Annotated in this window: 17 protein-coding genes, 1 tRNA gene and 5 pseudogenes; 6 read left to right on the plus strand and 17 right to left on the minus strand. The window is 61.4% G+C overall.

Going from position 1 to position 24128, the window contains the following annotated elements:
- Positions 1-111: 111 nt before the first annotated feature.
- The 4 genes from G5C33_RS09120 to yaaA all read right to left on the minus strand — a co-directional run bounded on the left by G5C33_RS09120 (position 112) and on the right by yaaA (position 2925).
- Complete coding sequence (locus G5C33_RS09120; protein WP_165326928.1) at positions 112-729, minus strand: hypothetical protein; 618 nt, start codon at positions 727-729, stop codon at positions 112-114.
- Positions 730-821: 92 nt separating this feature from the next.
- Entirely contained in the window at positions 822-1520 is a 699-nt protein-coding gene (locus tag G5C33_RS09125; RefSeq protein ID WP_165326929.1) for an SDR family NAD(P)-dependent oxidoreductase, read from the minus strand.
- Positions 1521-1524: 4 nt separating this feature from the next.
- A complete protein-coding gene (locus G5C33_RS09130; RefSeq protein WP_165326930.1) occupies positions 1525-2127 on the minus strand; it encodes a hypothetical protein in 603 nt (200 codons plus the stop codon).
- A gap of 33 nt (positions 2128-2160) precedes the next feature.
- Positions 2161-2925 (minus strand): peroxide stress protein YaaA, encoded by a 765-nt coding sequence (yaaA, locus tag G5C33_RS09135; protein WP_165326931.1) that lies wholly within the window; start codon positions 2923-2925, stop codon positions 2161-2163.
- 181 nt (positions 2926-3106) lie between these two features.
- Here yaaA and G5C33_RS09140 point away from each other — a divergent pair, with 181 nt between their 5' ends.
- Positions 3107-4402 (plus strand): tetratricopeptide repeat protein, encoded by a 1296-nt coding sequence (locus G5C33_RS09140; protein WP_165326932.1) that lies wholly within the window; start codon positions 3107-3109, stop codon positions 4400-4402.
- A 57-nt stretch (positions 4403-4459) separates the two neighbouring features.
- On the opposite strand, the gene G5C33_RS09145 is transcribed toward G5C33_RS09140, so the two are convergent.
- On the minus strand, positions 4460-4927 hold the full coding sequence (locus tag G5C33_RS09145; RefSeq protein WP_165326933.1) for an Lrp/AsnC family transcriptional regulator: 468 nt from the start codon (positions 4925-4927) through the stop codon (positions 4460-4462).
- 183 nt (positions 4928-5110) lie between these two features.
- On the opposite strand from G5C33_RS09145, the gene G5C33_RS09150 reads away from it, so the two are divergent.
- From G5C33_RS09150 to G5C33_RS09160, 3 genes are all read left to right on the plus strand, one after another.
- Complete coding sequence (locus G5C33_RS09150) at positions 5111-7585, plus strand: sensor histidine kinase (protein ID WP_165326934.1); 2475 nt, start codon at positions 5111-5113, stop codon at positions 7583-7585.
- A gap of 50 nt (positions 7586-7635) precedes the next feature.
- On the plus strand, positions 7636-8625 hold the full coding sequence (locus G5C33_RS09155) for a polysaccharide deacetylase family protein (protein ID WP_165326935.1): 990 nt from the start codon (positions 7636-7638) through the stop codon (positions 8623-8625).
- A gap of 55 nt (positions 8626-8680) precedes the next feature.
- A tRNA-Ile gene (locus G5C33_RS09160) sits at positions 8681-8757 on the plus strand.
- On the opposite strand, the gene G5C33_RS09165 is transcribed toward G5C33_RS09160, so the two are convergent.
- The 8 genes and pseudogenes from G5C33_RS09165 to G5C33_RS09200 all read right to left on the minus strand — a co-directional run.
- On the minus strand, positions 8723-10270 hold the full coding sequence (locus tag G5C33_RS09165) for a recombinase family protein (protein ID WP_165326936.1): 1548 nt from the start codon (positions 10268-10270) through the stop codon (positions 8723-8725). The two genes, G5C33_RS09160 and G5C33_RS09165, sit on opposite strands and share 35 nt — an antisense overlap.
- On the minus strand, positions 10267-10461 hold the full coding sequence (locus G5C33_RS09170; protein ID WP_165326937.1) for a hypothetical protein: 195 nt from the start codon (positions 10459-10461) through the stop codon (positions 10267-10269). Before G5C33_RS09170 ends, G5C33_RS09165 begins: the two co-directional genes overlap by 4 nt.
- 47 nt (positions 10462-10508) lie before the next feature.
- Positions 10509-10688 (minus strand): hypothetical protein, encoded by a 180-nt coding sequence (locus G5C33_RS09175; protein ID WP_165326436.1) that lies wholly within the window; start codon positions 10686-10688, stop codon positions 10509-10511.
- Positions 10689-11266: 578 nt separating this feature from the next.
- Entirely contained in the window at positions 11267-11872 is a 606-nt protein-coding gene (locus G5C33_RS09180) for a hypothetical protein (RefSeq protein WP_165326938.1), read from the minus strand.
- Positions 11873-12067: 195 nt separating this feature from the next.
- A protein-coding gene (locus G5C33_RS09185) for an IS3 family transposase (RefSeq protein ID WP_165325588.1) occupies positions 12068-13218 on the minus strand; the annotation gives its coding sequence in 2 pieces (ribosomal slippage) (positions 12068-12966 and positions 12966-13218; 1152 coding nt in all).
- A 62-nt stretch (positions 13219-13280) separates the two neighbouring features.
- A pseudogene (locus G5C33_RS19325) lies at positions 13281-13969 on the minus strand (IS5 family transposase); the annotation flags it as partial.
- Between the two features lie 226 nt (positions 13970-14195).
- Entirely contained in the window at positions 14196-15806 is a 1611-nt protein-coding gene (locus G5C33_RS09195; RefSeq protein ID WP_165326939.1) for a type IV secretory system conjugative DNA transfer family protein, read from the minus strand.
- A 358-nt stretch (positions 15807-16164) separates the two neighbouring features.
- A pseudogene (locus G5C33_RS09200) lies at positions 16165-16930 on the minus strand (IS3 family transposase); the annotation flags it as partial.
- Positions 16931-16992: 62 nt separating this feature from the next.
- Between G5C33_RS09200 and G5C33_RS09205 the strand changes: the two are divergent.
- Positions 16993-17214 (plus strand): annotated as a pseudogene (locus G5C33_RS09205) (DDE-type integrase/transposase/recombinase); the annotation flags it as partial.
- Here G5C33_RS09205 and G5C33_RS09210 read toward each other — a convergent pair.
- A pseudogene (locus tag G5C33_RS09210) lies at positions 17186-17971 on the minus strand (transposase); the annotation flags it as partial. The pseudogenes G5C33_RS09205 and G5C33_RS09210 sit on opposite strands and share 29 nt — an antisense overlap.
- Before the next feature lie 40 nt (positions 17972-18011).
- On the opposite strand from G5C33_RS09210, the pseudogene G5C33_RS09215 reads away from it, so the two are divergent.
- A pseudogene (locus G5C33_RS09215) lies at positions 18012-18296 on the plus strand (IS3 family transposase); the annotation flags it as partial.
- Positions 18297-18422: 126 nt separating this feature from the next.
- On the opposite strand, the gene G5C33_RS09220 reads toward G5C33_RS09215, so the two are convergent.
- From G5C33_RS09220 to G5C33_RS09230, 3 genes are read right to left on the minus strand one after another with little or no spacing between them, the layout of a single operon-like run.
- On the minus strand, positions 18423-18986 hold the full coding sequence (locus G5C33_RS09220) for a hypothetical protein (RefSeq protein WP_165326941.1): 564 nt from the start codon (positions 18984-18986) through the stop codon (positions 18423-18425).
- Entirely contained in the window at positions 18983-23248 is a 4266-nt protein-coding gene (locus G5C33_RS09225; protein ID WP_165326942.1) for an RHS repeat domain-containing protein, read from the minus strand. Before G5C33_RS09225 ends, G5C33_RS09220 begins: the two co-directional genes overlap by 4 nt.
- Before the next feature lie 55 nt (positions 23249-23303).
- Entirely contained in the window at positions 23304-23549 is a 246-nt protein-coding gene (locus G5C33_RS09230; protein ID WP_165326943.1) for an RHS repeat protein, read from the minus strand.
- Positions 23550-24128 lie beyond the last annotated feature (579 nt).

Genomic DNA, 24128 nt, shown 5'->3' on the forward strand with positions numbered 1-24128 from the left:
AGGACTTTCTGGAAGTGTTTCGTTCGTGTGAAACGCACTAGCGGTTGGGGCGGCGGAATCCAAGCCCCGCGCGCGTACACGCACGCGTACATACGCGCGCGCGAATGACGCTTATTCGGAATAGGCGGCGATACAGGCCTGGGCGACAACCATGCCATTGCCGGTCTCGGTCGATTCCAGCAGTGCGTGACCAACTTCGATCTTCAACTGCTCCTGCGCCGAAGCGTCCGTTCGCGGATATCGCGGATTCAGACGTGCGGCGACGGCGGAAAGCACTTGCTGAAGGTCCGATACGGTGAACGGTTTGGCCACCGTATCCTCCGCCATCGCGCCTGGCAGCATCATCGCGCTGACGCCGAGGCACATCTTGTCGCGCAGGTCCGCATCGGCGGGAAGCGTAACGCTGTCGGTACGGCGGGCCAGCGGGAACCGGGCGTCGCAGGCCGGAATCATCGCGCGCGCCTCGGCGAGCGTCGCGGGGCGATATTGCTGCAATTCCGCCATGACCGACTGCATCTCGTCCATCGGCGCATCGGTCTGCGGATCGGCCTTCACGGCAGCCGCGACGTAATAGAGGAGTTCGGACATCCCCTGAATCTTGCCGCCTTCGCGGGGAAAGGCCGGCGACGCAGCGGCGCATTTCCTGGCAAGCAGGGACAGATCGGGATCGGAAGTCGCGGTGGCCGACGATGTGCTTGCCAGCATCAGCGCCGCGAGAAGGATGGACATGAACTTTTCCCCTGTCGAAAGGCGGCCCGGTTACCCCTTTAACCCGGGCAGCCTAATGCGCGCTTTGATTCTGCGATAGACGCTCAGCGCGCTCAGGGGACGATTTCGGCGCCGTCCCAGGCGAAGATCCTGCCGCTGTCCTTGGGCCCGAGCCCGTCGATGACGTCAAGCAATTGTACCGCGGCGCGTCCGGCGTCGAACAGCTGGCCGGGCGCGACATTGCCCTGAAACGGCTTCGACAGCGCGGTGTCGACAGTGCCGGGGTGCAGCGCCACCACGATCGAGCGGTCGCTCATCCGTTTCGCTTCGATCGCGACGGTGCGGATCAGCATGTTGAGCGCCGTCTTCGACGCGCGATAGCTGTACCAGCCGCCGAGCCGATTGTCGGTGATGCTGCCCACGCGGGCGGACAGCGCCGCGAAGACCGGCGTGCCCGTCCTGGGCAGCAGCGGGACGAAATGCTTGGCGACCAGCATCGGGCCGACGCTGTTCACCGCGAAGTTGCGCAGCATCCATTCGCCGTCGATCTGGCCCAGTGCCTTTTCGGGGCCGCTATCGCCTTCGTGAAGCAGCCCGCTGGCGACGATCACCAGCGTCGGGGCAGGGCCCTTTGCCACGCGCGCGGCAGCGGCGGCGATGCTCGATTCGTCGGTAACGTCGCAATGCGCGTCGCCCTTCAGGCTGCGCCCGAAACGGTGGACGACATCGAACGCGCCTTCGTCCGCGATCGCGTCGGCCAGCGCGCCGCCGATTCCGCCGGAGGCGCCGATGATCACCGCCGCACCCGCCATGCCGTCAGTCCTCGAGCCGGGCGATGCAGGCACCCGCGATCTGGTCGAGCCTGCCGATGTCGATCGAAGCCTTGAGCTGCTCTCCGGCCAGTTCGACCGGCCCCTTGCCATCGCCGAACGTTTCCATCCGGTTGGGCGTCAACAGTTCGGCATAGCGGGTCAAATATGTTTGATACTCGGGCGTTTCCGGCGGCAGCAGGCCGTTGTTGCGCAGCGCCTTTGCGGATGCCGAAAGCAGGATGAAGCTGCCCAGGCACAGGAAGTCGCGATCGAATGCGGAGTCGGGCAGGACTACGGGGGCCTCGGAAAAAGCACCGGGCCAGCGTTCGACGCATGCGCCCAGCACGCGTTCGGCATCGTCCGCCGTCACCGAGCCTCGATCGAGATCGTTCAGCATCTCCACCGTCCTGGGCAGGAAAGCGGCGCCGCTCGTGCCTTCTGCGTCAGCAGCCTGGAACAGGAAATACTCGATGAGGACTGATCCCTGAAGTCGGTCCGACTGATAGAGTTGGGGAACGGCGGCGGCGCATTTCCGCGCCGCCATCGCATCATCGGCGGGCAGCGGTGTCGCCTGAAAGGCCAGCGCGGCAGCAAATAGGCTCAGCATGACATTTCCTCCGGTGGGAAAGGGGCGCCGCCATTATTCACCACTACGGACGAAACGCCATTGATCTGCGTCACTTGCCTCGGGATCAAAGCGATAGCCGTCGGTATCGAAGCCCTTCATGGCCTCGATATCGCTGATCATGTGTTCGCACATCCATCGCGCCATCATGCCGCGTGCCTTCTTCGCATGGAAGCTGACGAAGCGCGGGCCATCGGGGCCGGGTTCGCGGAAATCGACGTCGATCACGCGGATCCCCTCCGGCAGCCTGCCCTGCGCGGCCTTCCAATATTCCTGGCTGGCGAGGTTGAGGATGGTCCGCGATCCTTCCTCGTTCAGTTCCTCGGCGATCCGCGCGGCGATGCGGTCCTGCCACCAGTCGTACAGCGTCTTCGCGCGCCCCGGCGCCCAGCGGGTTCCCATTTCGAGACGATAGGGCCGCATCGCGTCGAGCGGGCGCAACAGGCCGTAAAGCCCCGAAAGGATGCGGACATGGTCCTGCGCGAACGCGATCGCCGGTTCATCGAGCGTCTGCGCCTCGAACCCCGAATAGACGTCGCCGGCAAAGGCGAACAGCGCGGGGCGTTCCGGCTGATCGTCGAAATCGCGGTAGCGCGCGGCGTTGAGTTCGGACAGCTTGTCCGAAATGTGCATGATTTCGCTCAGTTTCCTGCGCGACAATTTGGCCGCCCCATGCGCCAGCGTCAGCGCCTCTTCGGCGAAATGCGGCGTGGTCGGCGTGACCGGAGGGAACTCGGACTTATAGTCGAGCGTCTTTGCGGGCGACAGGAGGGCGAGCATCGCCAGCCGCCTAGCGCCGGGCGCGGCACGGAGTCAAAAGGCTTGATGGCGCGCGGTTCAAATGCGGTTCATGCCCCGACTGTCATAACAGTGCAGGGCAGTTGCGCTTGAACGGTGCGACTCTGGTAGATAAGGCGAGCCCCGCCTATGGCCCCCAAAGCCGAATGAGGAGAGACTCAGCATGAATTTCGTTTCCAGGTTCGCGGTCGCCGCCGCACTCGGCGTGAGCGTCGCTGCGATCAGCGTGTCGCCCGCCAATGCGCAGCGCAGCAATGGCGGCGAACAGGAACAGCCGCAGGTCGAACTGAGCCGCGAATTCCGTGAGCCCGCCGCACAGGCGCAGGAACTGATCGCCGCCAAGAAGTTCGCCGAGGCCGAAGCGCCGCTCGCCCAGGCCGAATCCATCGCGTCGAACGATGACGAGCATTATTATGCCGACTGGATGCGTTTCCAGGTCGAACTCGGCCAGGGCAATGACGATGCGGTGATCCCGGTGCTTGACCGGCTGATCGCCAATCCGAAGCTTCCCGCGTCGAGCGCGCCGGTGCTCAACTACGAACGTGGCCGCCGTTCGGTGCTGAAGGAAGATTATGAAGGCGCGCTGCCCTATCTGCTCAAGGCGCGCGAACTGGGCTATGACCAGTCGGCGTTGCCGCTGCTGATCGCCAGCTCCTATTTCAAGCTCGAACGTGTCGAGGAAGGCGCCGCCGCGCTGGAACACGCCGTGGAGCAGGAAAAGGCCAAGGGCAACCAGCCGCCGGCCGACTGGTATCGCATGGCGATTTCCAAGCTTTACAACGCCGAGGATATGGCGGGCACCGCCCGTTGGCTGCTGATGGAGCTGGAAACCTATCCGACCGCCGAGAACTGGCGCCGCACGATCTCGCTGTATCGCCAGGGCCATTCGCTGCCGGTGAAGCAGAAGCTCGACATGTATCGCGTGATGGCAGCGGCCGGAGCACTGGCTGACGAAGCCGAATATGTCGGCTATGCCGACGCCGCGTTCAATGCGGGTTTGCCGTGGGAAACGGTTTCGGCGATCGAGGCGGGGCGCGCCTCGGGTGAAATCGCCGAGTCCTCGGACCCTGCGAACCAGCTTTACTCGCGTGCCAAGACCGCCGTGCGCAACGAACGCGCGCTGTCGGCCTATGAAAGCGAGGCTGCCGCCGCCGCCGATGGCGATTCGGCTGCCCAGACGGGCGACGCCTATCTCGCTTCGGGCAACTATGCCAAGGCGATCGAGCTTTACGAAATGGCGCTCGACAAGGGCGGTGTCGAAACCGACGAAGTTAATCTTCATCTTGGCATCGCGCATGCCAAGTCGGGCGACCTCGCCACCGCGCGGACCTATTTCGATCAGGTCGGCAGCCAGGGCACCTATGCGGACTTCGCGAAGTTCTGGACAGTCTGGATCGACACCAGCCAGCAGCAGGCCGCTGCGCCTGCCGAGCCGGCGACCGCCGCTCCGGTGCAGTAACGGCCCGGCCTGATGGAAAAAGGGGCGGGGCAGCCTGGGCTGCTCCGCCTTTTTTCGTCAGGGAGCGTTCACCGGTACGCCGGGAATTTCCTTTGACGTACGGATCGTCAGCGACGTCTTCACGCTCTCGACATTGGGTGCTGTGGTCAGGCGTGTCGTCAGGATCCGCTGAAAGCTCTGCAGGTCGGACGCGACGATCTTCAGGATGAAGTCGATTTCGCCGTTGAGCATGTGGCACTCGCGCACTTCCGGGATATCGGCGACAAGCTGTTCGAAAGCGCGCAGATCGCTTTCGGCCTGGCTGCGCAGGCTGACCATCGCGAAGACCGTCAGCCCATAGCCGAGCGCTTCCGATTCGAGCGTGGCGTGATAGCCGCGAATCACGCCTTCCTGCTCCAGCGCGCGCACGCGACGCAGGCAGGGCGGCGCCGTCAGTCCCACGCGTTCGGCAAGCTCGACATTGGTCATGCGCCCGTTTTCCTGCAATAACGCGAGGATGCGCATGTCAATCTCGTCGAAACGCATTCACTGAAACTCCTGTTCACGCACGGATCGTTCCGCATCGCCTCAACGATCCTAATAATATTACCCGCGAACGCAATTGTCCCACATTGCGACGTGCCGAAATGAAGTGTTCCTGACCCGGGTTTGGCGGGTTAAGAAAAAATTACCGGCCGCGCGTGTCCTGCGGCTAAAGGGGAAAAACGCGTGCGCTTCGACGATACGTTGGAAACGGTACTCGCCGGAGATCTGACGACGCCCTATGGCCGGCACTCGGCCTGGCGGCAACTCGTCGATCTCATCGGCCGCCGTCGCGTGCCGCCCGATTCGCGCGCGCTGGCGACGCTTAATGCAATTCGCAACGATGTGCCGACCAAAATCCGCGCCGCTTCGGCGCGCGGGCTTGAATATGCCGAACCGCCCTTCGCGCTGGTGAGCATTTTTTGTGTCGACGAAATTTCGGTGGCCGCGCCGGTGCTGCGCGCGGCGCGGCTTTCCTCTTCGGAATGGATCAGCCTGCTGCCCGAAATGTCGTCGGCGGCGCGATCGGTGCTGCGCGATCGCCGCGATCTGGGGCCGCCGGTGAAACGTGCGCTCGAAGCCTATGGTCCCGCCGATTTCATTCTTGCCGATGGCACACCGCCCGCCGAAGCGCTGGCGATGCCGGACGAAAGCGCCGCCCCGGCGGCGATGTTCGAGGATCAGGCCGATGCCGCCGATGCCGAACCGATTGCGCTTCCCGCCGAATCGCCAGCCGAGCCAGTGATGCCGGCGCCGTGGGAACAGGTCGGCGAGGCCGGGGAACTGCTTCCCGAAGAGACCGAGGTCGCGCTGCGCTCGCTCTCGCCGATCGGCGAGGCGGAGGAGGCCGGCGACGCGGATGCGGGGCACGAAACCGCCGCCGTGGCAACGCCCGAGCAAGCCGAGGGAACATCTGCGGTCGAGGCTTCCGAACCGCTGCCGGCGCTGTCCCCGATGCCCGATATCGCCTTGCCGGGCACCGCCGAACCGGCCGAAGCCGAGGAAGTTGTGGCCGCCGAATCGAACGGCGCGACGCCGGAGGATGCGGCCGTCGCGATCGCGCCGGTCGATACCGGGAAGGAACCGGTGGAAATCGTGCCGGTCGAGCGCGAACAACTCGCGCCGCCGGATACACATTTCGAACCGCTGCCCGCGCCATCGGCGATCGCGGCGCCTGTCTATCCCGAGGAGCCGGCCGTGCCGACGGAATCTGTCGCGCCGCGCGACGCGGCGGCGGTGGCGGCCGAGGAAGACCTTTCCTTCGTTGCGCTCGCCGGGTTCGCAGCGTCGCTCGCGCTGCCCGAACGGCTGGCCGGCGCATTTGGCAAGCCCCCTTCGCCCGAGTCGGCGGAAGGCGTGGCGCATCAAAGCGGGACAGCAGCGACGCCGCCCGTGCCGCAGCCGGTTGCGAGCGATGCGCAGCCGGTTGAGGAGGTGGGTATGACTGAAGACCTCCTGATCGAAGAATTCACTGCCGAGATTGCCGCAGAAGCGGCGGGCCAGGAAAGCACGACCGGCGATGATGGCGCCGAAAGTGACTCGGCCAAGGGCGAAGGGCCGTTCCAGATTTCCGATGTCGTCGCACGCATCGACGCTTTCTGGCGCCGCCAGCAGGAAGCGCCGCGCGAAGCGAAACCGGCGCCGCGCCCCGAAGGATTCCGGTTCGAAACCGATGCCAAGGGCGTGATCCGCTGGGTCGACGGGGTTTCGCGCGCGCCGCTGGTCGGTCTGTCGCTCGATCTTCAGGGCGTTCCGGGTGCCGCGCGCATCGATGCTATTGCCGCCGGTGCGTTCCGGCGCCGCCAGGGCTTTTCCAATTCGCGGCTGGTGATCGACGGCGACAGCGATGCCGCGGGCGACTGGCTGATTTCGGCAATCCCTGTCTTCGATCCGTCGAGCGGCCGCTTCTCCGGCTATCGCGGCACCGCGCGTCGCCCGCGTCGCGACGAACGCGCCGAAGTGGTGCGGTCCACGTCCAACCCGGCCGATTCGCTGCGCCAGCTCGTGCACGAACTGCGCACGCCGACCAATGCGATCGCCGGTTTCGCGGAAATGATCGAGACTCAGATCCTGGGGCCCGTATCCGATCCCTATCGCGATCGTGCCGGCGTGATCCGCACCCAGGCGAAGGAACTGCTCGGGGCGATCGACGATCTCGATCTCGCCGCGCGGATCGAAAGCCAGGCGCTGGCGCTGGCGCCGGGCAAGGTGGCGCTGCGCCCGCTGCTCGCCGGGATCGCCGACGATCTTTCGCCCTTGGCCGATCTGCGCGGCGCGTGCATCGCGCTGCCGGTCGACGACCTTTCGGTGACGGGCGATCGGCGCGCTGTCGAGCGGCTGTTCGCGCGGCTGATGGCAACGCTCGTCTCGGCGGCGGGCGAGGGCGAGCGGATCGGCGTGCGTACCGCCGTTGACGCCGAGGACAAGGTCGCGGTGACTTTCGAACGGCCCGCCGCGCTGGCCGACTATCAGGGCGATTCGGTGCTCGGCATCGACGATGAGGGCAGCGACGCGACGCTGCTCGGCACCGGTTTCGCGCTGCGGCTCGCCCGGAACCTGGCGCGCGAACTCGGCGGATCGCTCGTGATCGAAGCGGATAACCTGACCTTAAGACTCCCTGCGGCAGAAAACAGCATCATGGGGCAGGCACACAACAGCTGATGATGGCGGCGCAACCAGAAATGGTGCCGTCCGGTGAGGAAGCTACGGGCATGAATCGCTTTGCGGCGCCTTGCCCGACTTCCGCGATCGCCTGGCCAGATGATTTCGGGACCCGGTTCACGCTTTTCGTTGATACCGAAGAGGAATTCGACTGGACCGGGCCGTTCCGTCGCGAAGCGCGCGATACGTCTGCCGCCGCGGCGATACCCGAGTTTCACCGGCGTTTCGCCGACCGGCACATTCCCGTCGCCTATATGGTCGATCATCCGATCGCGACCGATCCGGCGGCGATCGATGCCGTGCGTGAAGTGCTCGACGCCGATCCGCGCGCGACAGTCGGCACCCAGCTTCACCCCTGGGTCAATCCGCCGTTCGATGAGGACGTCAATGTCCACAACAGCTTCGCCGGCAATCTGCCGCGCGCGCTTGAGGCGGCCAAGCTGAGCAACCTCACCGAAACCATCGAGGCGAGCTTTGGCGTCCGTCCGATCGTCTATCGCGCGGGCCGTTACGGCCTCGGGCCGCACACGCTCGGGATGCTCGAGGATCTCGGCTATCGGATCGACAGCTCGATGCGCGCCACCTATGATTTCAGCCACATGACCGGCCCTGATTACAGCGCGGTGGGCAATGACGCGTTCCGCGCCGGACCGACCGGCGCGCTGATCGAATTGCCGCTTACCACCGTCTTCACCGGCCATGCGCGCGGCGCCGGCCGCTGGTTGCACCCGCTGGCGCAGCGCATGCCCTTCGGCGGAGCGCTGTCGCGGCTCGGGCTGCTTTCGCGCATCGCGCTGACGCCCGAAGACATGCCGGTCGACGAAGTGCTCGAGGCGATCCGCATCGCGCTGGGCGAGGGGGTGCGCGTGCTCAACTTCTCCTATCACTCGCCCTCGATCGTGCCGGGGCATACGCCCTATGTCCGCGACGCGGCCGATCTGGCGGAATTCAATCGCTGGTGGGACGAAGTGCTCGACCTGCTCGATCGGCTGGGCGTGCGCGCGGCATCGATCGACGATCTGGTCGCGGCGGCCGAATAAGCGATCAATCACCTTGCCGCCACGGCATTTCGTCCGCTATCGGAGCGGGCGCTGGGGGCCTGTAGCTCAATTGGTTAGAGCTGGCCGCTCATAACGGCTAGGTTGCGGGTTCAAGTCCTGCCGGGCCCACCATTTTCCCCCCGCCTCCTTCCAATCCGTGTAAAAGCGAGAAAGGAAGCGAGGTTGCGGCAGTTCTAAAGCCTTCGCCGCGCAGGTATGCCAGTCGTTCGGTAAAGGCGAGCTTGAGTACCATCCGGCGGTATTCCAGCCTCCCGGTTTCCCAGAGTTTATAGGGGTTTGCGAGGAATTCCATCGCGGTTCTAAAACTCGCGAGATACTGGATTTGCGCTGGGCGGCTTGTGCGCGGATTTTCGCGTAGAAGCAGTTTGCGCTCCTCAAGCTCACGAATGCGCTTTTCATATGCGTCGATCAGCCGCGCATCATCGGCCTGAGCGATACGGTCGAAAAACTGGTCGACCGTCTTTTCGATTTTGCGGATTTCGGTTTCAGCGGCATCGGCCTGAGCGCGTTGAACCGTGTTCCGCTTGTCCCATAGGTCGCGGAGCAGATCGCGCATGATGGCGAACAGCGCATGCGATGGCCGCAAGGCGCGCAACAGTGCGACGAATTCTCCTTCGAGATCGGCGCGACGAATGGACTTGCCATAGTCGGCGCACCCCTTCTGTACGCACAGATAATAGGGGTAATGCTTGGTGCGTCCCTTCGACCAGCAGCCGTAAAGCGGCTCTCCGCAGGACCCGCACACCACGAAGTTGCGCAGCGGAAAATCACGGTTGATGTTCTTCTTGGCAGGAGCCTTGGCGGTTTCCTTCATCCGCTCCTGCGCCCGCTTCCATGTGGCGAAGCTGATAAGCGGCTGGTGCTTGCCTTCGAGAAGCGCAATGTCCCACTCGGCGACCTCGATATATCCGGCATAGATCGAGCGCTGGAGCAGTTTGCGGATGTGGCGATGGGTCAGCCGATGCGACGGCCCATTCGCCCATTCGGGCTGGCCTGTAAGGAAACGATAGACTTCGGTCTGGGTCTGAAACCGCCCTGCTGCGTAGCCTTCAAAAGCCTCGGTAATCATGGTGGCGAACGGTTCGTCGGGCACCAGCATCTTTCCATGGCCCGCCACCTTTTCGTAGCGGTAGCCGACCGGAGCCTGAAAGCACCAATAACCCGCCAGCGTGCGGGCACGCATGCGGTTCTTTACCTGTTCGGCATTCTTCTGGCGGTGGTGCTGGGAGACGCTGGCGAGAAGGTGTTCGACGAGCTGGCTGTCGCTGTCCGCGCCGAACTCGATTGAGGGGGAGGCGAGGATGCCGCCCGCTTCCGCGATTTCTGCACGGAGTTGAAGATGCGCCGTCATATCGCGGGCGAGTCTGCTGATATCGTCGATGATTACGGCATGCGGTTCGGCGCGATGCTCGCGTAAATAGGTGAGCATCCGTTCCATGGCCGGACGCTTCGAGGCCGCGCCGCTGATATCGTCCTTGTAGACGCCGACGACGCGCATGCCCTTGTACGCGGCATAGTCGCGGCAGCGGCTCTCTTGGCTGTCCAGCCCATGACCCTGCGTCTTCTGCTTGGTCGAGGAGACTCTCGCATATATGACGGCATTCTGTTCTGTTGTTTCTGTCATGGGCTAGTCCTTTTATTTGGTTCATTCTCCAATCCGGTCAGCGGAAAGTCCTCATTCAAACTGCCTGCGAAGGCTTGGCGAGCTATATGGGACATAATGGTCGCGAACGTATCGAAGTGAGTGCGAGCATCTTCTTCGCTCATGTCGAAATTGTCGTAGAATTCGCGGAATTCCTCAAACTTCAATGTCATATGCGTTCCATGTGATTTGTGGTTACAATTTTACCCCAGCCAGAAAGCTACCGGAATCGTTTATTCGACTTATCCACAAGGCAGGCCTGGGTCGGGTCGGTACCAAGCGCGATATCGATCGCCGCCTCGGCGATGCGATAGAGAACGGCGATCAGGTCCAGCTTCTGCTCAACGCTCGCGTCCATGCCGTCGAGGTGATGCAGATAGGCTGAAAGATCGTGTTGCATGTTCATGGCTCTGTCGGTTGCGAGACGGCAAGGCTGGTTCGGCCTGCGTCCCCTCGGGTTTGTTGTTGGAATACGCGCCCGCTGCGGCCCTGCTGGGGGCTTAGATACGCAAAAGCCCCGCCGTTTCCGGCGAGGCTCTATTGATCTGGATGCACTAGTAGCGCGTTTAGAGATAATGGAACATATTTAGAACAGAAAGTCTAGGAATATATTCCAGGACAGGAAAATATCATGCGCTCCCGTCTATAAAAGCGGGTGATCTCTGGTGAGGCCGCCATAGTCGCAACGGCAACTTTTGGGGACTTTGCTGCCGAGCCGCTCTGAGTTAGGCCTACCCCGAAAGCGGGCGTAGGCGAGGCTGCAACAGAATGGGCAATAGGGTTGCAGGGATAAATTTTCGATCTTGAGTGGACCGAAGGGGTCGGTCTTAAGCAAAAGCGCAAAAGGAGCGGCGCCTGAAGCAATCCTCGCGAATTTTCCTCTACTCGGTCGATCACGGTGGAAGCGCGGGTTTATAAGCCTCTAAAGCTACGATGCTAGTGGGGACGAGCATATGCTGCAAAGGTCGAACCCACCTCTCAATGCCCAAGCATCATTTCTGTACCAAACACTGCGTACATGCTTCTTTTAAGACGATAAAGTTCCCGTCTAGCGTCGCCGCTTTTAGTATAGACATGATCGGGGACGCCCCACCCTTCAGCCAAATAGCGCTCGCGCTCCTTCTCTGCGGCGGCAACGGTGTTTATTAAACCGATCGCCGGGTCAATCCACGCCATGACAGTTGGCGGGAACAGAAACGGCGCTTCGCTAAATGCTTTCTCAGTTAAATCGACGCTGTTGTCGCAAGACGGATTTTTTGAGAGAGCGTCATCCATACCAGCGCGGATTGTATCAAAAAATGCCATTCTACGATCGAACAATTTTTCGCGAAACGTCATTTCATTGATGCTGGCGACATGCTTTTGAATGAGCATGTTGTCGTTGGCGATCCGCTGCTGCAGTTTCATCTGCCGAATAGCAACAGCAACCGCAGCGCAGACGGCTAGGAAACCGCTAAATATTGTGGCGAATGCTTGCCAAGTGAAGCCACCCCAATCAATTGCCGCACACATCGAAATTTCTCCAAACCCTACATGCGCTATCTTCTCTAAGATGATGTGACGATGGCAGAACGAATTCTCCACATCAATTGATCACCGCCTAACGCCTACCGCCCATGATAGCGACTGACCAATCTTCCTCGGTGAACGCGCCACTAACACCTAGGGTCCAGACTCGTTCAGAGCCAGAATGCAACGGCGGCAGCGAGGCTTACGGCTGACAAGAAGTTTCTGGCGAGCTTATCGTAGCGGGTGACGTGCTCCCCTGAGTGTTACCATTCAGAGGTAGAGTCCGGCTCCTTCATGATGGTTGATTGAGGGGATGGCAACGTGTCTGGGGGCATGCCCCCAGACACGTTGGCCGGCGATCTCGGCGGGGGTCTTGCCGCCCAGTTTCGAGTGTGGCCTGACGTGATTGTAGTCATGCCGCCAGGCGTCGAGCACGAACCGGGCGTGGGCCAGCGAGGTGAACAGCGTCTCATTGAGGCATTCGTCGCGCAGGCGCCCGTTGAAGCTCTCGACGAAGCCGTTCTGCATCGGCTTGCCAGGCGCGATGTAGTGCCATTCGACCCGCCGCTCCTGCGACCAGCGCAGGATGGCCGACGAGGTCAGTTCCGTCCCGTTGTCGCTGACCACCGTATGCGGCTTGCCGCGCAGTCCGATCAGTCGGGTCAGCTCGCGTGCTACGCGCACGCCTGACAGCGACGTGTCGGCGACCAACGCCAGACACTCGCGCGTGTAGTCGTCGACCACACACAGGATGCGGAAGCGCCGGCTGCAGGCGAAGCTGTCCGAGACGAAGTCGAGGCTCCATCGCTGGTTCGGCCCATCCGGCAGCAGTATCGGCGCCCTGGTGCCCAGGGCACGCTTGCGGCCGCCACGGCGACGGACGCGAAGGTTTTCCTCGCGATATATCCGCAGCAGCTTCTTGTGGTTAGGTTTCATGCCTTCCCGCGCCAGCAGATAGCCCAGGCGGCGATAGCCGAACCGACGACGCTCCGCCGCCAGTTCGCGCAACCGCTGCCGCAGCGGGCCGTCGTCCGGCCGCAACGATCGATACCGGATCACCCGTCGGCTCACGCCAACCAGCTTGCACGCCCGACGCTCGCTCAGCCCGTAATGCTCACGGGCATGGGCGACGGCTTCCCGCCTGGCGCCGGGCGTCACCATTTTTTTGACGCCAGATCCTTCAGCACCACGTTGTCGAGCATCGCCTCGGCCAACAGCTTCTTGAGCCTGGCGTTCTCGTCCTCGAGCGCCCGCAGACGGCGCGCCTCGGAAACCTCCAGCCCGCCGAACTTCGACTTCCATTTATAGAACGTGGCTGAACTGATCCCATGGCGGCGGCACACGTCCGCCGTCGCCATCCCCGCCTCCTGCTCCTTCAAGATCGCGATGATCTGCTCTTCGCTGAACCTGCTGCGCTTCATTCCGTCCGACTCCTTCGTGTCGGACTCTACTCAAAATCGGTCACATTTCAGGGGAGCACGTCACGGGTAGCGATGCGGCGGAAGTCCTTGAGGCGGCAGAACATGGCCTCGACCCGCCAGCGGTCCTTGTAGCGGCGTTCGTCATACTGGATCGGACGCTTGCGGTTGCGTCGGCCGGGGATCACCGGGATCGTGCCCTGTTCGCGCAAGGAAGCCCTGATGCGGTTGGCATCATAGCCGCGGTCGGCGATCACCCGCTTCATGCCGACGGTCTCGCCAATCAGCAGGTCGGCCCCTTTCACATCCGACGTGTTGCCAGGCGTCAGGACGAGGCGAAGCGGCCGTCCGAGGACATCGACAAGCGCATGGATCTTGGTCGTCCTGCCGCCACGCGAGATGCCAATGGCATTGGCTCGCGCCCCCCTTTTGCCCCACCGGCGCTGCGGTGGGCCTTGATGTAGCTGCTGTCGATCTGGCCGGTTTCCGCGATCCAGCCTTCCTCGGTCAGCGCCGCCAGGATGCGGGTCCAGATGCCCCGCCGGCTCCAGCGGTTCCAGCGATTGTAGACAGTCGTCGATGGGCCGTATTCAGCAGGGCAATCCGCCCACCGACCGCCGCATTTGAGCATGTGAATGATACCCGAGATCACTCTGCGATCATCGACCCGTCGCGCTCCGGGCTGGTTCTTCGGCAAGTGCGGCTCGATGGCAGCCCAAGCTTCATCCGATAGCCAGAACAACGAACGCGACATTCTCAAAGCCTCCTACCTCAGCAGAGACGCCCTGAATCAATCTGCACGCCGTTTTTCAAGAGGCTGATTGGGTTTGGACCCTAGTGCCGCAATCTTTGGGCGGCCAATCAAATCCCTGATTATAAGGATATAACCTGCAACAAACTGCCCAGTCTGTTGCACTGACCGCTTTCTGGGGGCCGGGATTTTCGGCTAGACGACGGAAATTGGGTCGGAGGCGGTCGCTTCAAGACGGTTCGAAACCCTCCACATAGTGTACCCGCCCGCTCTGGTGCTGCGGGAAGTGCGCAAGATGCGCGGGCAAATCCATGGCTATTACCCGCGCCCATTTGCTGCCGATTAGTCCCGGCAGCTTCACGCGATCGGCGGGCGGATGGAACGGGTTCGGTAGCCATTTGCCGTTGAGATCGCGCTGCTCGAAATACGGCTTCTTGGCTGCATAAACGGGCGGCAGATCGAGGCCGGAGATAAATTCGATCATCCGGTCCTCCGGCATCGCCAATATCTCGTCGGGTGTCATCAAAGCCCGCTGCATCATGCTCTCATGCTGCGATGCCTTGCGATAGTGGGCGTAATCGAACGCTGCGCTTGTATCGCCCTCGAACAGAAAACGGCTCAGCGCCTGTTGCTGCTGGCGGCGTGCGCCTTCCTGCTGGAGCGGGTCGTCATAGCGCAAACTCTGGTTGCCGAGCATGTTCGATACGAGCTGCGCGGTCTGATAATCGCGCACGCCGAAGAACATGCGGAGCTGCGCCGAGCCGATAAAGCTCTGCAAGGTCGCGGCATCGAAGTTGCGGATGATCTGGCCCACGTCCTGAAACACCGCGAAGGTGCGCACGCCTTCACCGCGCCCGAAGGTGAACGCCGAGAGCAGGGATTCAAAGCGGCCCATTTGTCCGGCCTCATCGACGATCATGGTGAGGCGCGGCGCATCGGGTGCGCGGCCCTTGTAAAGGCGGCTGACCGTGAACAGCACGCGCAACAGCGACGACCAGATGGAGACATATTCCATCGGCACGTTGACGAACAGGCTTGCCACCTGATGCGGGTTGACCAGATCGGCGAGCGAGAAGTCCGGCTCGTCCAGCGAGTCCATCAATGTGGGGTCGTTGAGGAAACCGAGCTGGCCCTTGATGGTACCGAGGATTGCGCCGAACTCCTTCGGCACGTCCTTTTGCTTGTGCCAAATCTCGGCGGCTCCGGCGCGGATGTCGCCGTGCTTCGAATCTTCCATCGCACGGAGCTGCGCATCCCAGAACAGCGCATCGCCCTCGATCGCGTTAAGGACGTCGCGGAGCATCGGGAAGCTGGCTTTGCCGTGTTGCTCGACAAGCGATTTGATCAGTAGTTCGAGCCACTGGCGAGCGCGCAGCTCGAAATAATGGCCGTTGCTGCTGCCGGAAAAGGGAATGAGGGCGGCGGCGATGAAGCCGCAATCGGCATGAAAGCGCGGGTCGGCTTCGTCCAAGATGTCGAGGGGGTTGAGGCGGTGGCTGGGGAGAATATGGGCGTGGAGCTTCACCGGATTCCAGCAATAGGCGTAGGCCCCGTGCGCCGCGAAGTTGTGGATGGTGACGGCGGCAAGCTCGCCGCGCGGGTCGAGAACCCAGAGCCGCTGTCCCGCACAGCGGATAATCGCTTCCATGAGGACATCGCGGGATTTTCCGGCCCCTGCGCCCGCGACGATCAGGCCGGGCGAGTCGGAATCGAGGCGCATCAGGCGGTTGCCGCTATATCCGATCGGGAAGCCAGTTTTGCCGAATAATCCGGCGCGGGCGATTTCCTCGTCCTCCGCCCATCTGGCGCTTCCAAAGCGCGCGTCTCCAAAATCACTCATGGCGTGGTCCTTTCAGGCAAAGAAAAGGGCGGGGATTGCTCCCCGCCCTGAAAGGGTGTTGGTGGTCGTCGCTTATCCTGCGCACTGACCGAGTAGGATGAGAGCGACGACGATAACGCCGACGATCGCGAGGCCATTGCCTTCTTGCCTCGGGCCGTATTCGACGTTGGCACGCTTCGGCTCCCAGATTTGCTGTTTCGCCATAATTGGCTTCCTTTCTTTCTGCCGCCTCATTGCGGCGTTTCTCGAATATCGCGGCGGGCGCGGTGGCTTGGGGGGTTAGAAGAGAAGAATCCCGAACAGCGTGCCCGCCACGAACGCCAGCCAGACGATGGCAGGCCAGTCGGGGCCGTTCCGGCGCGGCGCGGTGCACGCTGGTGAAGGCGAAGCTGGTGAACTGGCTGCCTTGATCGGTGTTGAAGATCTCAGGCCTGCCGAAGCGCGCCAGCACTTCCTCCAGCGCCGTCACGCAGAAGCCGGCATCCATCGTGTTCGACAGCCGCCAGGCCAGCACCTTGCGGGTCGCCCAGTCCATGATCGCAACGAGGTAGAGGAAGCCCCGACGCATCGGGATGTAGGTCACGTCCGCGCACCACACCTGGTTCGGCCGCTGGCGATCGCCAGCCCACGCAGCAGATAGGGATAGACCCGGTGCTGCGGGTGCCGATCGCTCGTGCGTGGCCGCTGGTAGATCGGCGACAGCCCCATCTTCGCCATCAGCCGCCTTACCCGGCGACGGCCAACGTCATGGCCCTGGCGGCGCAGATGCCGGGCCATCTGGCGGCTGCCGTACCACGGCATGTCGAGGAACGCCGCGTTGATCTCCCGCATCAGCACCAGCGTCTCCTCGGTCTCCGGCACCGGCGTGTAATAGTAGCCCGACCAGCTGATCGACAGCAGCCGGCATTGCGCCGCGATCGACAAGCAGTGGTGAGCAGGATCGATCCACTCACGCCTCCGTGCCACGCTCATCGACCGGAGGCCTTCGCTAAAAAATCCCGCTCCACCAGTAACTGCCCGATCTTCGCATGCAGCTTGTCCACCTCCGCGTCGCTCGCCGCCTTGGCCGCCTCGCCGGCACTGGAGAACGTCGCCGACATTCCTTCGATCGCCTGACGCTTCCACGCCGTGGCCTGCTGCCGGTTTGGTGGACACCGAGATAGGATGTTTCCACCTATCGGGGGGCCTGCCGAAGGATCAGGGCGAACGCTCGGTCATCGCCGGCAACGTTCTGGATCGCCAGTTCACGGCCGACAGGCCCAACCGGAAGTGGGTGGCAGACTTCACCTACATCTGGACTGCCGAAGGATGGCTTTACGTGGCCGCCGTCATCGACCTGTTCTCACGCAGGGTGGTGGGTTGGTCGATGAGTGATACGATGTTCGTTCACGCGGCACGCGAAGGGCTCGGCCCGAACGCAGGCAAGCCGTCAACTCCTGGCGCAGGGCACCACGTCCCTGGATGTACAGGGATTGATAAATAGCTTCGTGGCTGATGCGCATGGTAGGATCCTCCGGATAATCGATCCGCAGCCGATGGGCGATCTGCTCTGGGCTCCATGCGATCGACCAGCGCCGACTCTGTCGAAGTACGGCGCGCCGCTTCTTCCATACCACGTCAGGGCCGGCAAAGCCGATGCCCTCAGCATTCGTGACCCGACCAGCAAGACGCTCCTCGACATAAGCGCGCAAAGCAGGATTGCTGGCCAACTTGTTCGGACGCGGACGCCGACCCGCGCGTTCAGCGTGCCACTGCGCGACACTGGCCCGGTAATCCAGATTGCCGCCACGAGTGGCAGCGTTGCGCCGGACTTCGCGTGAGATCGTGCTGGGCGAGCGCCCAAGCTTGCGCGCGATCGCACGGATCGCCGATCCCGTGGCCAGTGCGATGGCGATTTCTTCCCGCTCGCGAAAGGTCAGAAATCTTTCGCTGGGCACAGGCGCCGAAGGCGCCAGATGTTTTGGCGGCATACCTCCCGAACTCCGAAACCAGCGCGGTCCGAGCGGTGTCGAAATGCCAGCATCCGCCGCAGCCTCCTCGCTCGTACGCCCGCGGGCAATGGACTGCCAGAAGCGACGATGATGCTCACGCAACCAGGCAGATGGACGCCCGGGTGAATGTAGCTTCTCTCGGGTGCAGCGTTCTGATGCTCTTCGACCGGCCATGTTCGCAACCTCCAATTTCTTGGCGTTGCGACGACCGGTTGAATCCGCCCAATATACCAGCGAGCAGTTCCAGCGGCTGATGGCCGACAATGGCGTCACCTGCTCGATGAGCCGGTCCGGCAACTGCTGGGATAATGCCGCCATGGAGAGCTTCTTCTCCTCGCTCAAGACCGAGCGGATCGGGAAGAAGATCTACCGCACGAGGGCGCAAGCGAAGGCCGACGTGTTCGATTATATCGAATGCTTCTACAACCCGACCCGGCGTCACTCGACCCTGGGCTACCTCAGTCCTATCGACTTCGAACGGGAAGCTGGGGTAGCCTGAATGAGCTTATCTCGGTGTCCACCAAACCGGCAGCAGGCCACAGCGCATCACCACCTCAATGCGACGCCGGTGCGCGCCGCGAGAGAGGAGGCGGATGACCGAGGCCGAATGAGGAGAACATCTTGCTTAAAGCTCAAGCGGAACGCCAGATACTAGCTGATCTGTTCGTGAAGACCATTCAACCAGTAGGTCCTGCACAGCGGCCCAACCTCCATAAGATTTGAACTCGTCCATTTCCTTTAATTTCTGCGGGATTGAAGCGGCTGTAAGATTCTTAACTGAACTAAGCATCCCTTCTGCTTCATCGAACTTCCCTAGCCTGATTAGGCAGATGAAGCGCGTCCATTCAGCATACTCACCACCGATACCCTCTGCATCAAGATACGCGATCAGTCGCTCGGCATCTCTGATAGGCGAGATTGCATCCCAAGCATCCTTCAAACTCTCTTCAAGAGGTTGCTCCAATGTGGCGAGGTTCACGACCCTCGCCCCTAAGGACATGTGCATAAATTCAAGGTCATCAAAAGCTGGCAGCAAGAATGTCCAGACATAAGTTGATGATGGCGCTCCATCGATGGCAAGACCGGCTATAATGTCCTTGCTCCGCGCCCGAACTAGAAAATCGCCTTTGTCGTGAAAGCCGATTTTCCTCGCTACGCTTTTAATCCGATTTTTCTCTACGCTTTTCATCCTGGCCCCGGTGCTTCCACAATACCACATACCCCCGTCCCGGAGGGTAGGTTACGCCGATAATTCTCAATCTCGGAAGGAGTTGGCACTGCGAGGCCGCTCTTCAACTCCACCACATACGAAGGGGAAGCCACAGGTCCAAATACACCATCCGCGCGAACGGAACCTGGCGTCCCGTAGGGAACAACCACACCATTCTTGTAGGACACCTCTGCGCTATACAATCCTCCGGTTGCATTTATACTCGCAGCAAAGTGCGCATGAATGGCTAATCCCCGGATCGCACTGAATGGGAACACAAAATCTACCAAGCGTCGGGGATACTGCGCATAGGCAGCATTGGCGGCTTGCCTAAATACCCCGAAGCTCCCCTCAGGACATTGGTCTAATGAACGGGGATCATTTTGCGGTGTATCCTGTTCCTCACCTGGAGCCCCACCTGAACCACCAATACCTATATTATTATAGCTAAAATTCATATCGAAGAATGGCGGCACTATCACCTCTATGGGAGGCTCCTCGTAACACGGGACAGCATTTGAGTTTTCCTGCCTCGAGCTGTTTTCGCAACTAGTTTGGCCAGATGGATCGACCGCATTCACCGGATCATTGCCAACATAGCCGTAGATATTAGGACCATCGGCATAACCGATGGGATCGGTCTGCAGGAACCTGCCCAGCTCGGGTGCGTACATCCGGGCCTTGTAATAGTAGATATCGAGGTCTTCGAGCCACGCCTGGCCGGTATATTGGAACCGCCCGATATTCCCCGCCCCCGGACTTCCCCAGGCGTCATAGCTGTTGGCGGAGAGCAGCGTGCCGTCGCTGTCGGTCACCGCCGTGATCGACCCCAGCCGATCGGGCATCAGGTTACGCATATAGGATAGCGAGACCCCCGAGCCTTCATACCAGGCGATCGGCGCGTCCTCCCGGCCCGGATCAAACACATAGCGCCGCAGGACCGCGCCCGAGCCGTCATATTCCATGATCAGCCGGTCGCCATCGTAGAGATATTCGATCGCGCTGCCCGATACCGAGGGGTCGGCGCTTTCCCACAGCCGCCCGAGCGGATCATAGGACAGGCTCGCGCTGTGGCCGCCCGAGGCGCTCGTCAGCCGGTTCTGCACGTCATAGCCATAGTTCGTGCTGCCGTCGCTCGTGAGATTGCCGTTCCCGTCATAGCTGAACGCAGTCCCGGCAACACTCGAATATTGATTGAGGCCGTTGGCCACATAGCCCTGGCTGCCGTTGTCGTAGCCGGTGAACGCATAGGCGTCGTTGCTGCGATCCTGCGACGTCACCTGGTTCGCCGGATTGTAGGCGAAGGTCGTCGTCAGGTCCGAGGCCGTGCCCGACAGATCGAACTCCAGGCTCGCAAGGCGCGAGATATCGTCATAGCCGTAGACCAGATCCGCGTCGCCGCGCCGCTCCTCCAGCATCCGGCGACCGAGATCGTCATAGCTGATGTCCGAAAGCACATTGCCGCCGCGCTTGATGCGCGTGACCCGGCTCAACACGTCATATTCATAGGCGACGAAGGCACTGTCGGGATAGGTCAGCTGCGTGCGGTTGCCAGCCGCATCATATTGATAGCTCAAGGTGCGCGCCGTGCCGCTCATGTCATTGCTCGTCGCGGTCACGCGCCCGAGCGCGTCCCAGTCATGGCTGATGCCCGTGCCGGTGGTGGAGCCGTGGCGCGCGTACAACAGCCGCCCGAGCAGATCGTAACCGTAATAATCGTCCGGCCCGGGAATATTCTTCCGGTAAAGGCGGTTGAGGTCATCATAATAGAAATAGATGTTCTGAGCCGCGCGCGTGCGCAGCTGCACGATATTGCCGTTGGCGTCATAGTCGTAGCGCATGAAGTCGCTGCTCGAACTGGTACCCGATCCCTGGGTCGTGTCAGGGAAATAGACCCGCGAGAGCCGGTCGACGCCATCATAGCTATAGCTGGTCTTGTTACCCTCGCCATCGGTAAGCGATTCGATTTGTCCATTGTCGGTATAGGTGAGCGTCTGAACGACCGCGGCAACGCCGGTGTCGTAGCCCGAGATCGTTTCGATCGCGCGGCCATTATCGTCATATTCGGTCCTGGTGATACGATCGGGCCCGAAGCTGCCACCCGTATTCGCTTCGCACGCATCGGTCTGCGATCCCCAGGCGGCGGCGTTCATGCGCAACGCGGTACATTCGAGCCGTCCACGGCTGTCATAGCCATATTGGACGAGCTGATAGGTCGTGCCATCGGCGCTCACCGCATCCTGGGTCTTGCGCGCGGTCGCGGCGTCATAGGTGGACGTGGCTTGCTGGAGCGAGACGAAGTTGCTCCAATCGGTGTCGCTCGTCCCCGTAACGGTGCCGAGCTCGGTTTCCGTACGCTGGCCGTCATCATTATAGTGCATCCGCAGCGCTTGCCGAACCAGCGGCCCCGCGCCGTCGGGATCGGGCGCGATGACGCCCAACAGCTGGCGGCCCAGATCATAGCGATAGCTGGTCGTATCGGCCGCGCCCGACAGCGGACCATCGACGCTGGCGATATTGCCGACCGCGTCATAGGACGGCTTGACCGTCGAGGAGACACTGGCATCGCCCGCGCGACTTTCCAGCTCGGTCAGCAGGATATTGCTCGCGGTCGAGGCCGAACCCGATTGATAGGTGAACTCGGTCACGCTTTCATCCGCGCTTCCCGTACAGCTCGATCCCGAAGCACAGGCCGACACCTGCTCGAGCCGCACCACGGGCGTTGGCGCCTGCACCAGCGTCCCTGAGGCATTGCGATACCACGCATAATGGCTGCCATAGGTGTAGCGGGTCTGGGGCCGCGTTCCGCCCGATGCTGCTGCCGGTCGCGTAACCGTCAGTACGCCGCCGTGACTGCTGTCATAGGTGTAGTCGGTGACATTGCCGAGCGGATCGGTGGTGGAGACAGGCTTGTTGCAGACCACTGCGCTCGCCGTCGCGCATTGATCGGTATAGGTCGTACTGCTCGCCGGATAGCTGCTCTGAAAGACGATATCCGAAAGGGTCGAACCCGATTTGGGCGATACGGTTATTTCGGTCACATTGCCGCGACTGTCATAGTCATAGCTGACCGAGTTGCCTTCCGGCGCGGTTACCGTTTCCAGAAGGCGCGTCGTTGCGTCATAGCTGTAGCCGGTCTCATTGCCGAGCGCGTCCTCGTCGGAAATGATCTGCATATAGTCGAGGTCGGTCGTGACGATCCGCTTCTCGTCGCCGGAAGCGTTGACGGTGGTCGTCCTCTCATTGGTGCCGGTGTCATCGGCATAATCGTAGGTCGTCGTAACGCCGTTGCGTACCACCGAATCCACCATGCCATTGCCGTCATAGCTGATGGTAACGTTGTTGGTGCTGGCGCCGGGACGTTTGATGCCGGTCAACCGCCCCGAAGTGAAGCTATAGGTCGTCTCGTTGCCCAGGCTGTCGGTGAACGATTCAACGCCGGACATCGAGAGCGACGGCCAGCTTTGCGAATAGGTGCAATAGAGTGAATCGGGATCGCAGCCATCGACGGTCGTATTGACCAGCGTCACCTTCGAGACGTCGAACCAGGCATTCGAATCCTCCAGGGAATCGGGAGGGATGACTTCGTCGAACGTCATCCGCATCTGATAGCCGCGATTCGATTCCACGGAGATCAAGCGACCTATGGTGACATAGGTCTGGCAGTCGCCGGGCCACCCTTTGAGGCAAGTGGACGCGACCTGATAATGGTAGGTCAGCTTCTCGCCATTTGGCCGGGTGAGCGTCTGGATGGAACTTCCGTTGGTAATATACATGGTACGCGTCGCGACTTGCGCGAAGGTCGCAACTGTTCCGTCAGCTCTGGTGTAGACACCATTTTCCAAGGTCGAGCCGGTATGCTGATCGGAGAGATATTCGCCGCTTACCGCATCCAGGCTGAACGTTTCGGTTGCTCCGCCGATACTGACGGTAACCGGACCTCCCGGCGAATAGATGACACCACTGGTGGAATCCCGAAATTGTCGGTCGGACGTCACGCTTCGGCTGAAGACCAGCGCCGGGTCGTCCGCAGGCCCGATCGAGACGGAATGCGACGGCGCGATCAACACGCCGCGGGTCAGATCAACGCCGTTCGCATCGATGGTCTGACGGATCGGGGGCAAGGGCGGCGGCTCATATTCCTGCGCTTTGGCGATTGCCGGCAGCGCAACGGATGCGATCAGGCACAAGCGGATCGAATGTCGCGCTGCAGCGCGGCCGAAAACGGAAAATGAATGCATGGTTGCCCCCCCAACCAGATCAGAACATCGGCTCAGCAAGCCGAACGGATCAGGGTCATGGAGGGGAGGTCGCGCCCGTAACGGTGACGTTCACGCGATTGTTCGCGTCGTCATAGCTGTAATTGGCAACCATATTGTTGTTGACCGAGCCGCTATGCTCGACCTCGATCAGACGACCACGCGCGTCATATGTGAAGTTGGATGTGTCATTGCCGAAGGTTTCGCTACTGTTCGCAAGCGAAATGCCCAGACCGCCGACAAGAGAGAAAGCGCCAAATATCGCGTGCTTGACTTTGAACATCGCAAATTCCCCATTTGCCGACGAATCAAACTCTCGCGACTGTGACCGATCGAGCAGCGCAGTTCAAGGAACAAGGCGGGATTTTTTGAAAGCCGACGATCATATAGCCGCGGCGAAATAGTAAGACATGAACGATTGTCCCGATCGCATCGCTTACGGGTACCTTGGCCTATGCATGGTTCGGTGCAGGTGGAGCGGCAAATCTCCAAGCCCTGCGCGATGGGTTCCAAGGGAGAGCGAAATCTCCTTTGGTCATGGCGGGTGTCGGGAGGAGCAGGAACGCTCTTTCTGACAAGCGATCAATCGGCGATAGGATTGAATGGCGCGGAGTTGCCCCTGATCTGATGAGGGTTCAGCCGAAGATCATGGGTGCAGCGGAGCGCCAACGGCCGGAGGGGATGCAACGGGGAACGCGCCAGCGGGTGCCCCTTGCCAAGATGCATGGTATTACCATGCACATCTTGCATTCAGCCTAACAGGCACATCTCTCCTTAGCCATAACTAGGTAGTTAATAAAAAATATGATTTATTATCCAAATAATCTTCAACGGATCATAAACATTATTCAACTCTCTCAAT

The sequence above is a fragment of the Sphingosinithalassobacter tenebrarum genome (assembly GCF_011057975.1).
GTDB lineage: Bacteria > Pseudomonadota > Alphaproteobacteria > Sphingomonadales > Sphingomonadaceae > Sphingomonas > Sphingomonas tenebrarum.

What these genes read in the sequence shown, in the direction of transcription:
- G5C33_RS09120 (WP_165326928.1), bottom strand. Translation starts at nt 729, where the DNA reads ATGTCCATCCTTCTCGCGGCGCTGATGCTGGCAAGCACATCGTCGGCC.
- G5C33_RS09125 (WP_165326929.1), bottom strand. Translation starts at nt 1,520, where the DNA reads ATGGCGGGTGCGGCGGTGATCATCGGCGCCTCCGGCGGAATCGGCGGC.
- G5C33_RS09130 (WP_165326930.1), bottom strand. Translation starts at nt 2,127, where the DNA reads ATGCTGAGCCTATTTGCTGCCGCGCTGGCCTTTCAGGCGACACCGCTG.
- yaaA (WP_165326931.1), bottom strand. Translation starts at nt 2,925, where the DNA reads ATGCTCGCCCTCCTGTCGCCCGCAAAGACGCTCGACTATAAGTCCGAG.
- G5C33_RS09140 (WP_165326932.1), top strand. Translation starts at nt 3,107, where the DNA reads ATGAATTTCGTTTCCAGGTTCGCGGTCGCCGCCGCACTCGGCGTGAGC.
- G5C33_RS09145 (WP_165326933.1), bottom strand. Translation starts at nt 4,927, where the DNA reads ATGCGTTTCGACGAGATTGACATGCGCATCCTCGCGTTATTGCAGGAA.
- G5C33_RS09155 (WP_165326935.1), top strand. Translation starts at nt 7,636, where the DNA reads ATGAATCGCTTTGCGGCGCCTTGCCCGACTTCCGCGATCGCCTGGCCA.
- G5C33_RS09165 (WP_165326936.1), bottom strand. Translation starts at nt 10,270, where the DNA reads ATGACAGAAACAACAGAACAGAATGCCGTCATATATGCGAGAGTCTCC.
- G5C33_RS09170 (WP_165326937.1), bottom strand. Translation starts at nt 10,461, where the DNA reads ATGACATTGAAGTTTGAGGAATTCCGCGAATTCTACGACAATTTCGAC.
- G5C33_RS09175 (WP_165326436.1), bottom strand. Translation starts at nt 10,688, where the DNA reads ATGCAACACGATCTTTCAGCCTATCTGCATCACCTCGACGGCATGGAC.
- G5C33_RS09195 (WP_165326939.1), bottom strand. Translation starts at nt 15,806, where the DNA reads ATGAGTGATTTTGGAGACGCGCGCTTTGGAAGCGCCAGATGGGCGGAG.
- G5C33_RS09220 (WP_165326941.1), bottom strand. Translation starts at nt 18,986, where the DNA reads ATGAAAAGCGTAGAGAAAAATCGGATTAAAAGCGTAGCGAGGAAAATC.
- G5C33_RS09225 (WP_165326942.1), bottom strand. Translation starts at nt 23,248, where the DNA reads ATGCATTCATTTTCCGTTTTCGGCCGCGCTGCAGCGCGACATTCGATC.
- G5C33_RS09230 (WP_165326943.1), bottom strand. Translation starts at nt 23,549, where the DNA reads ATGTTCAAAGTCAAGCACGCGATATTTGGCGCTTTCTCTCTTGTCGGC.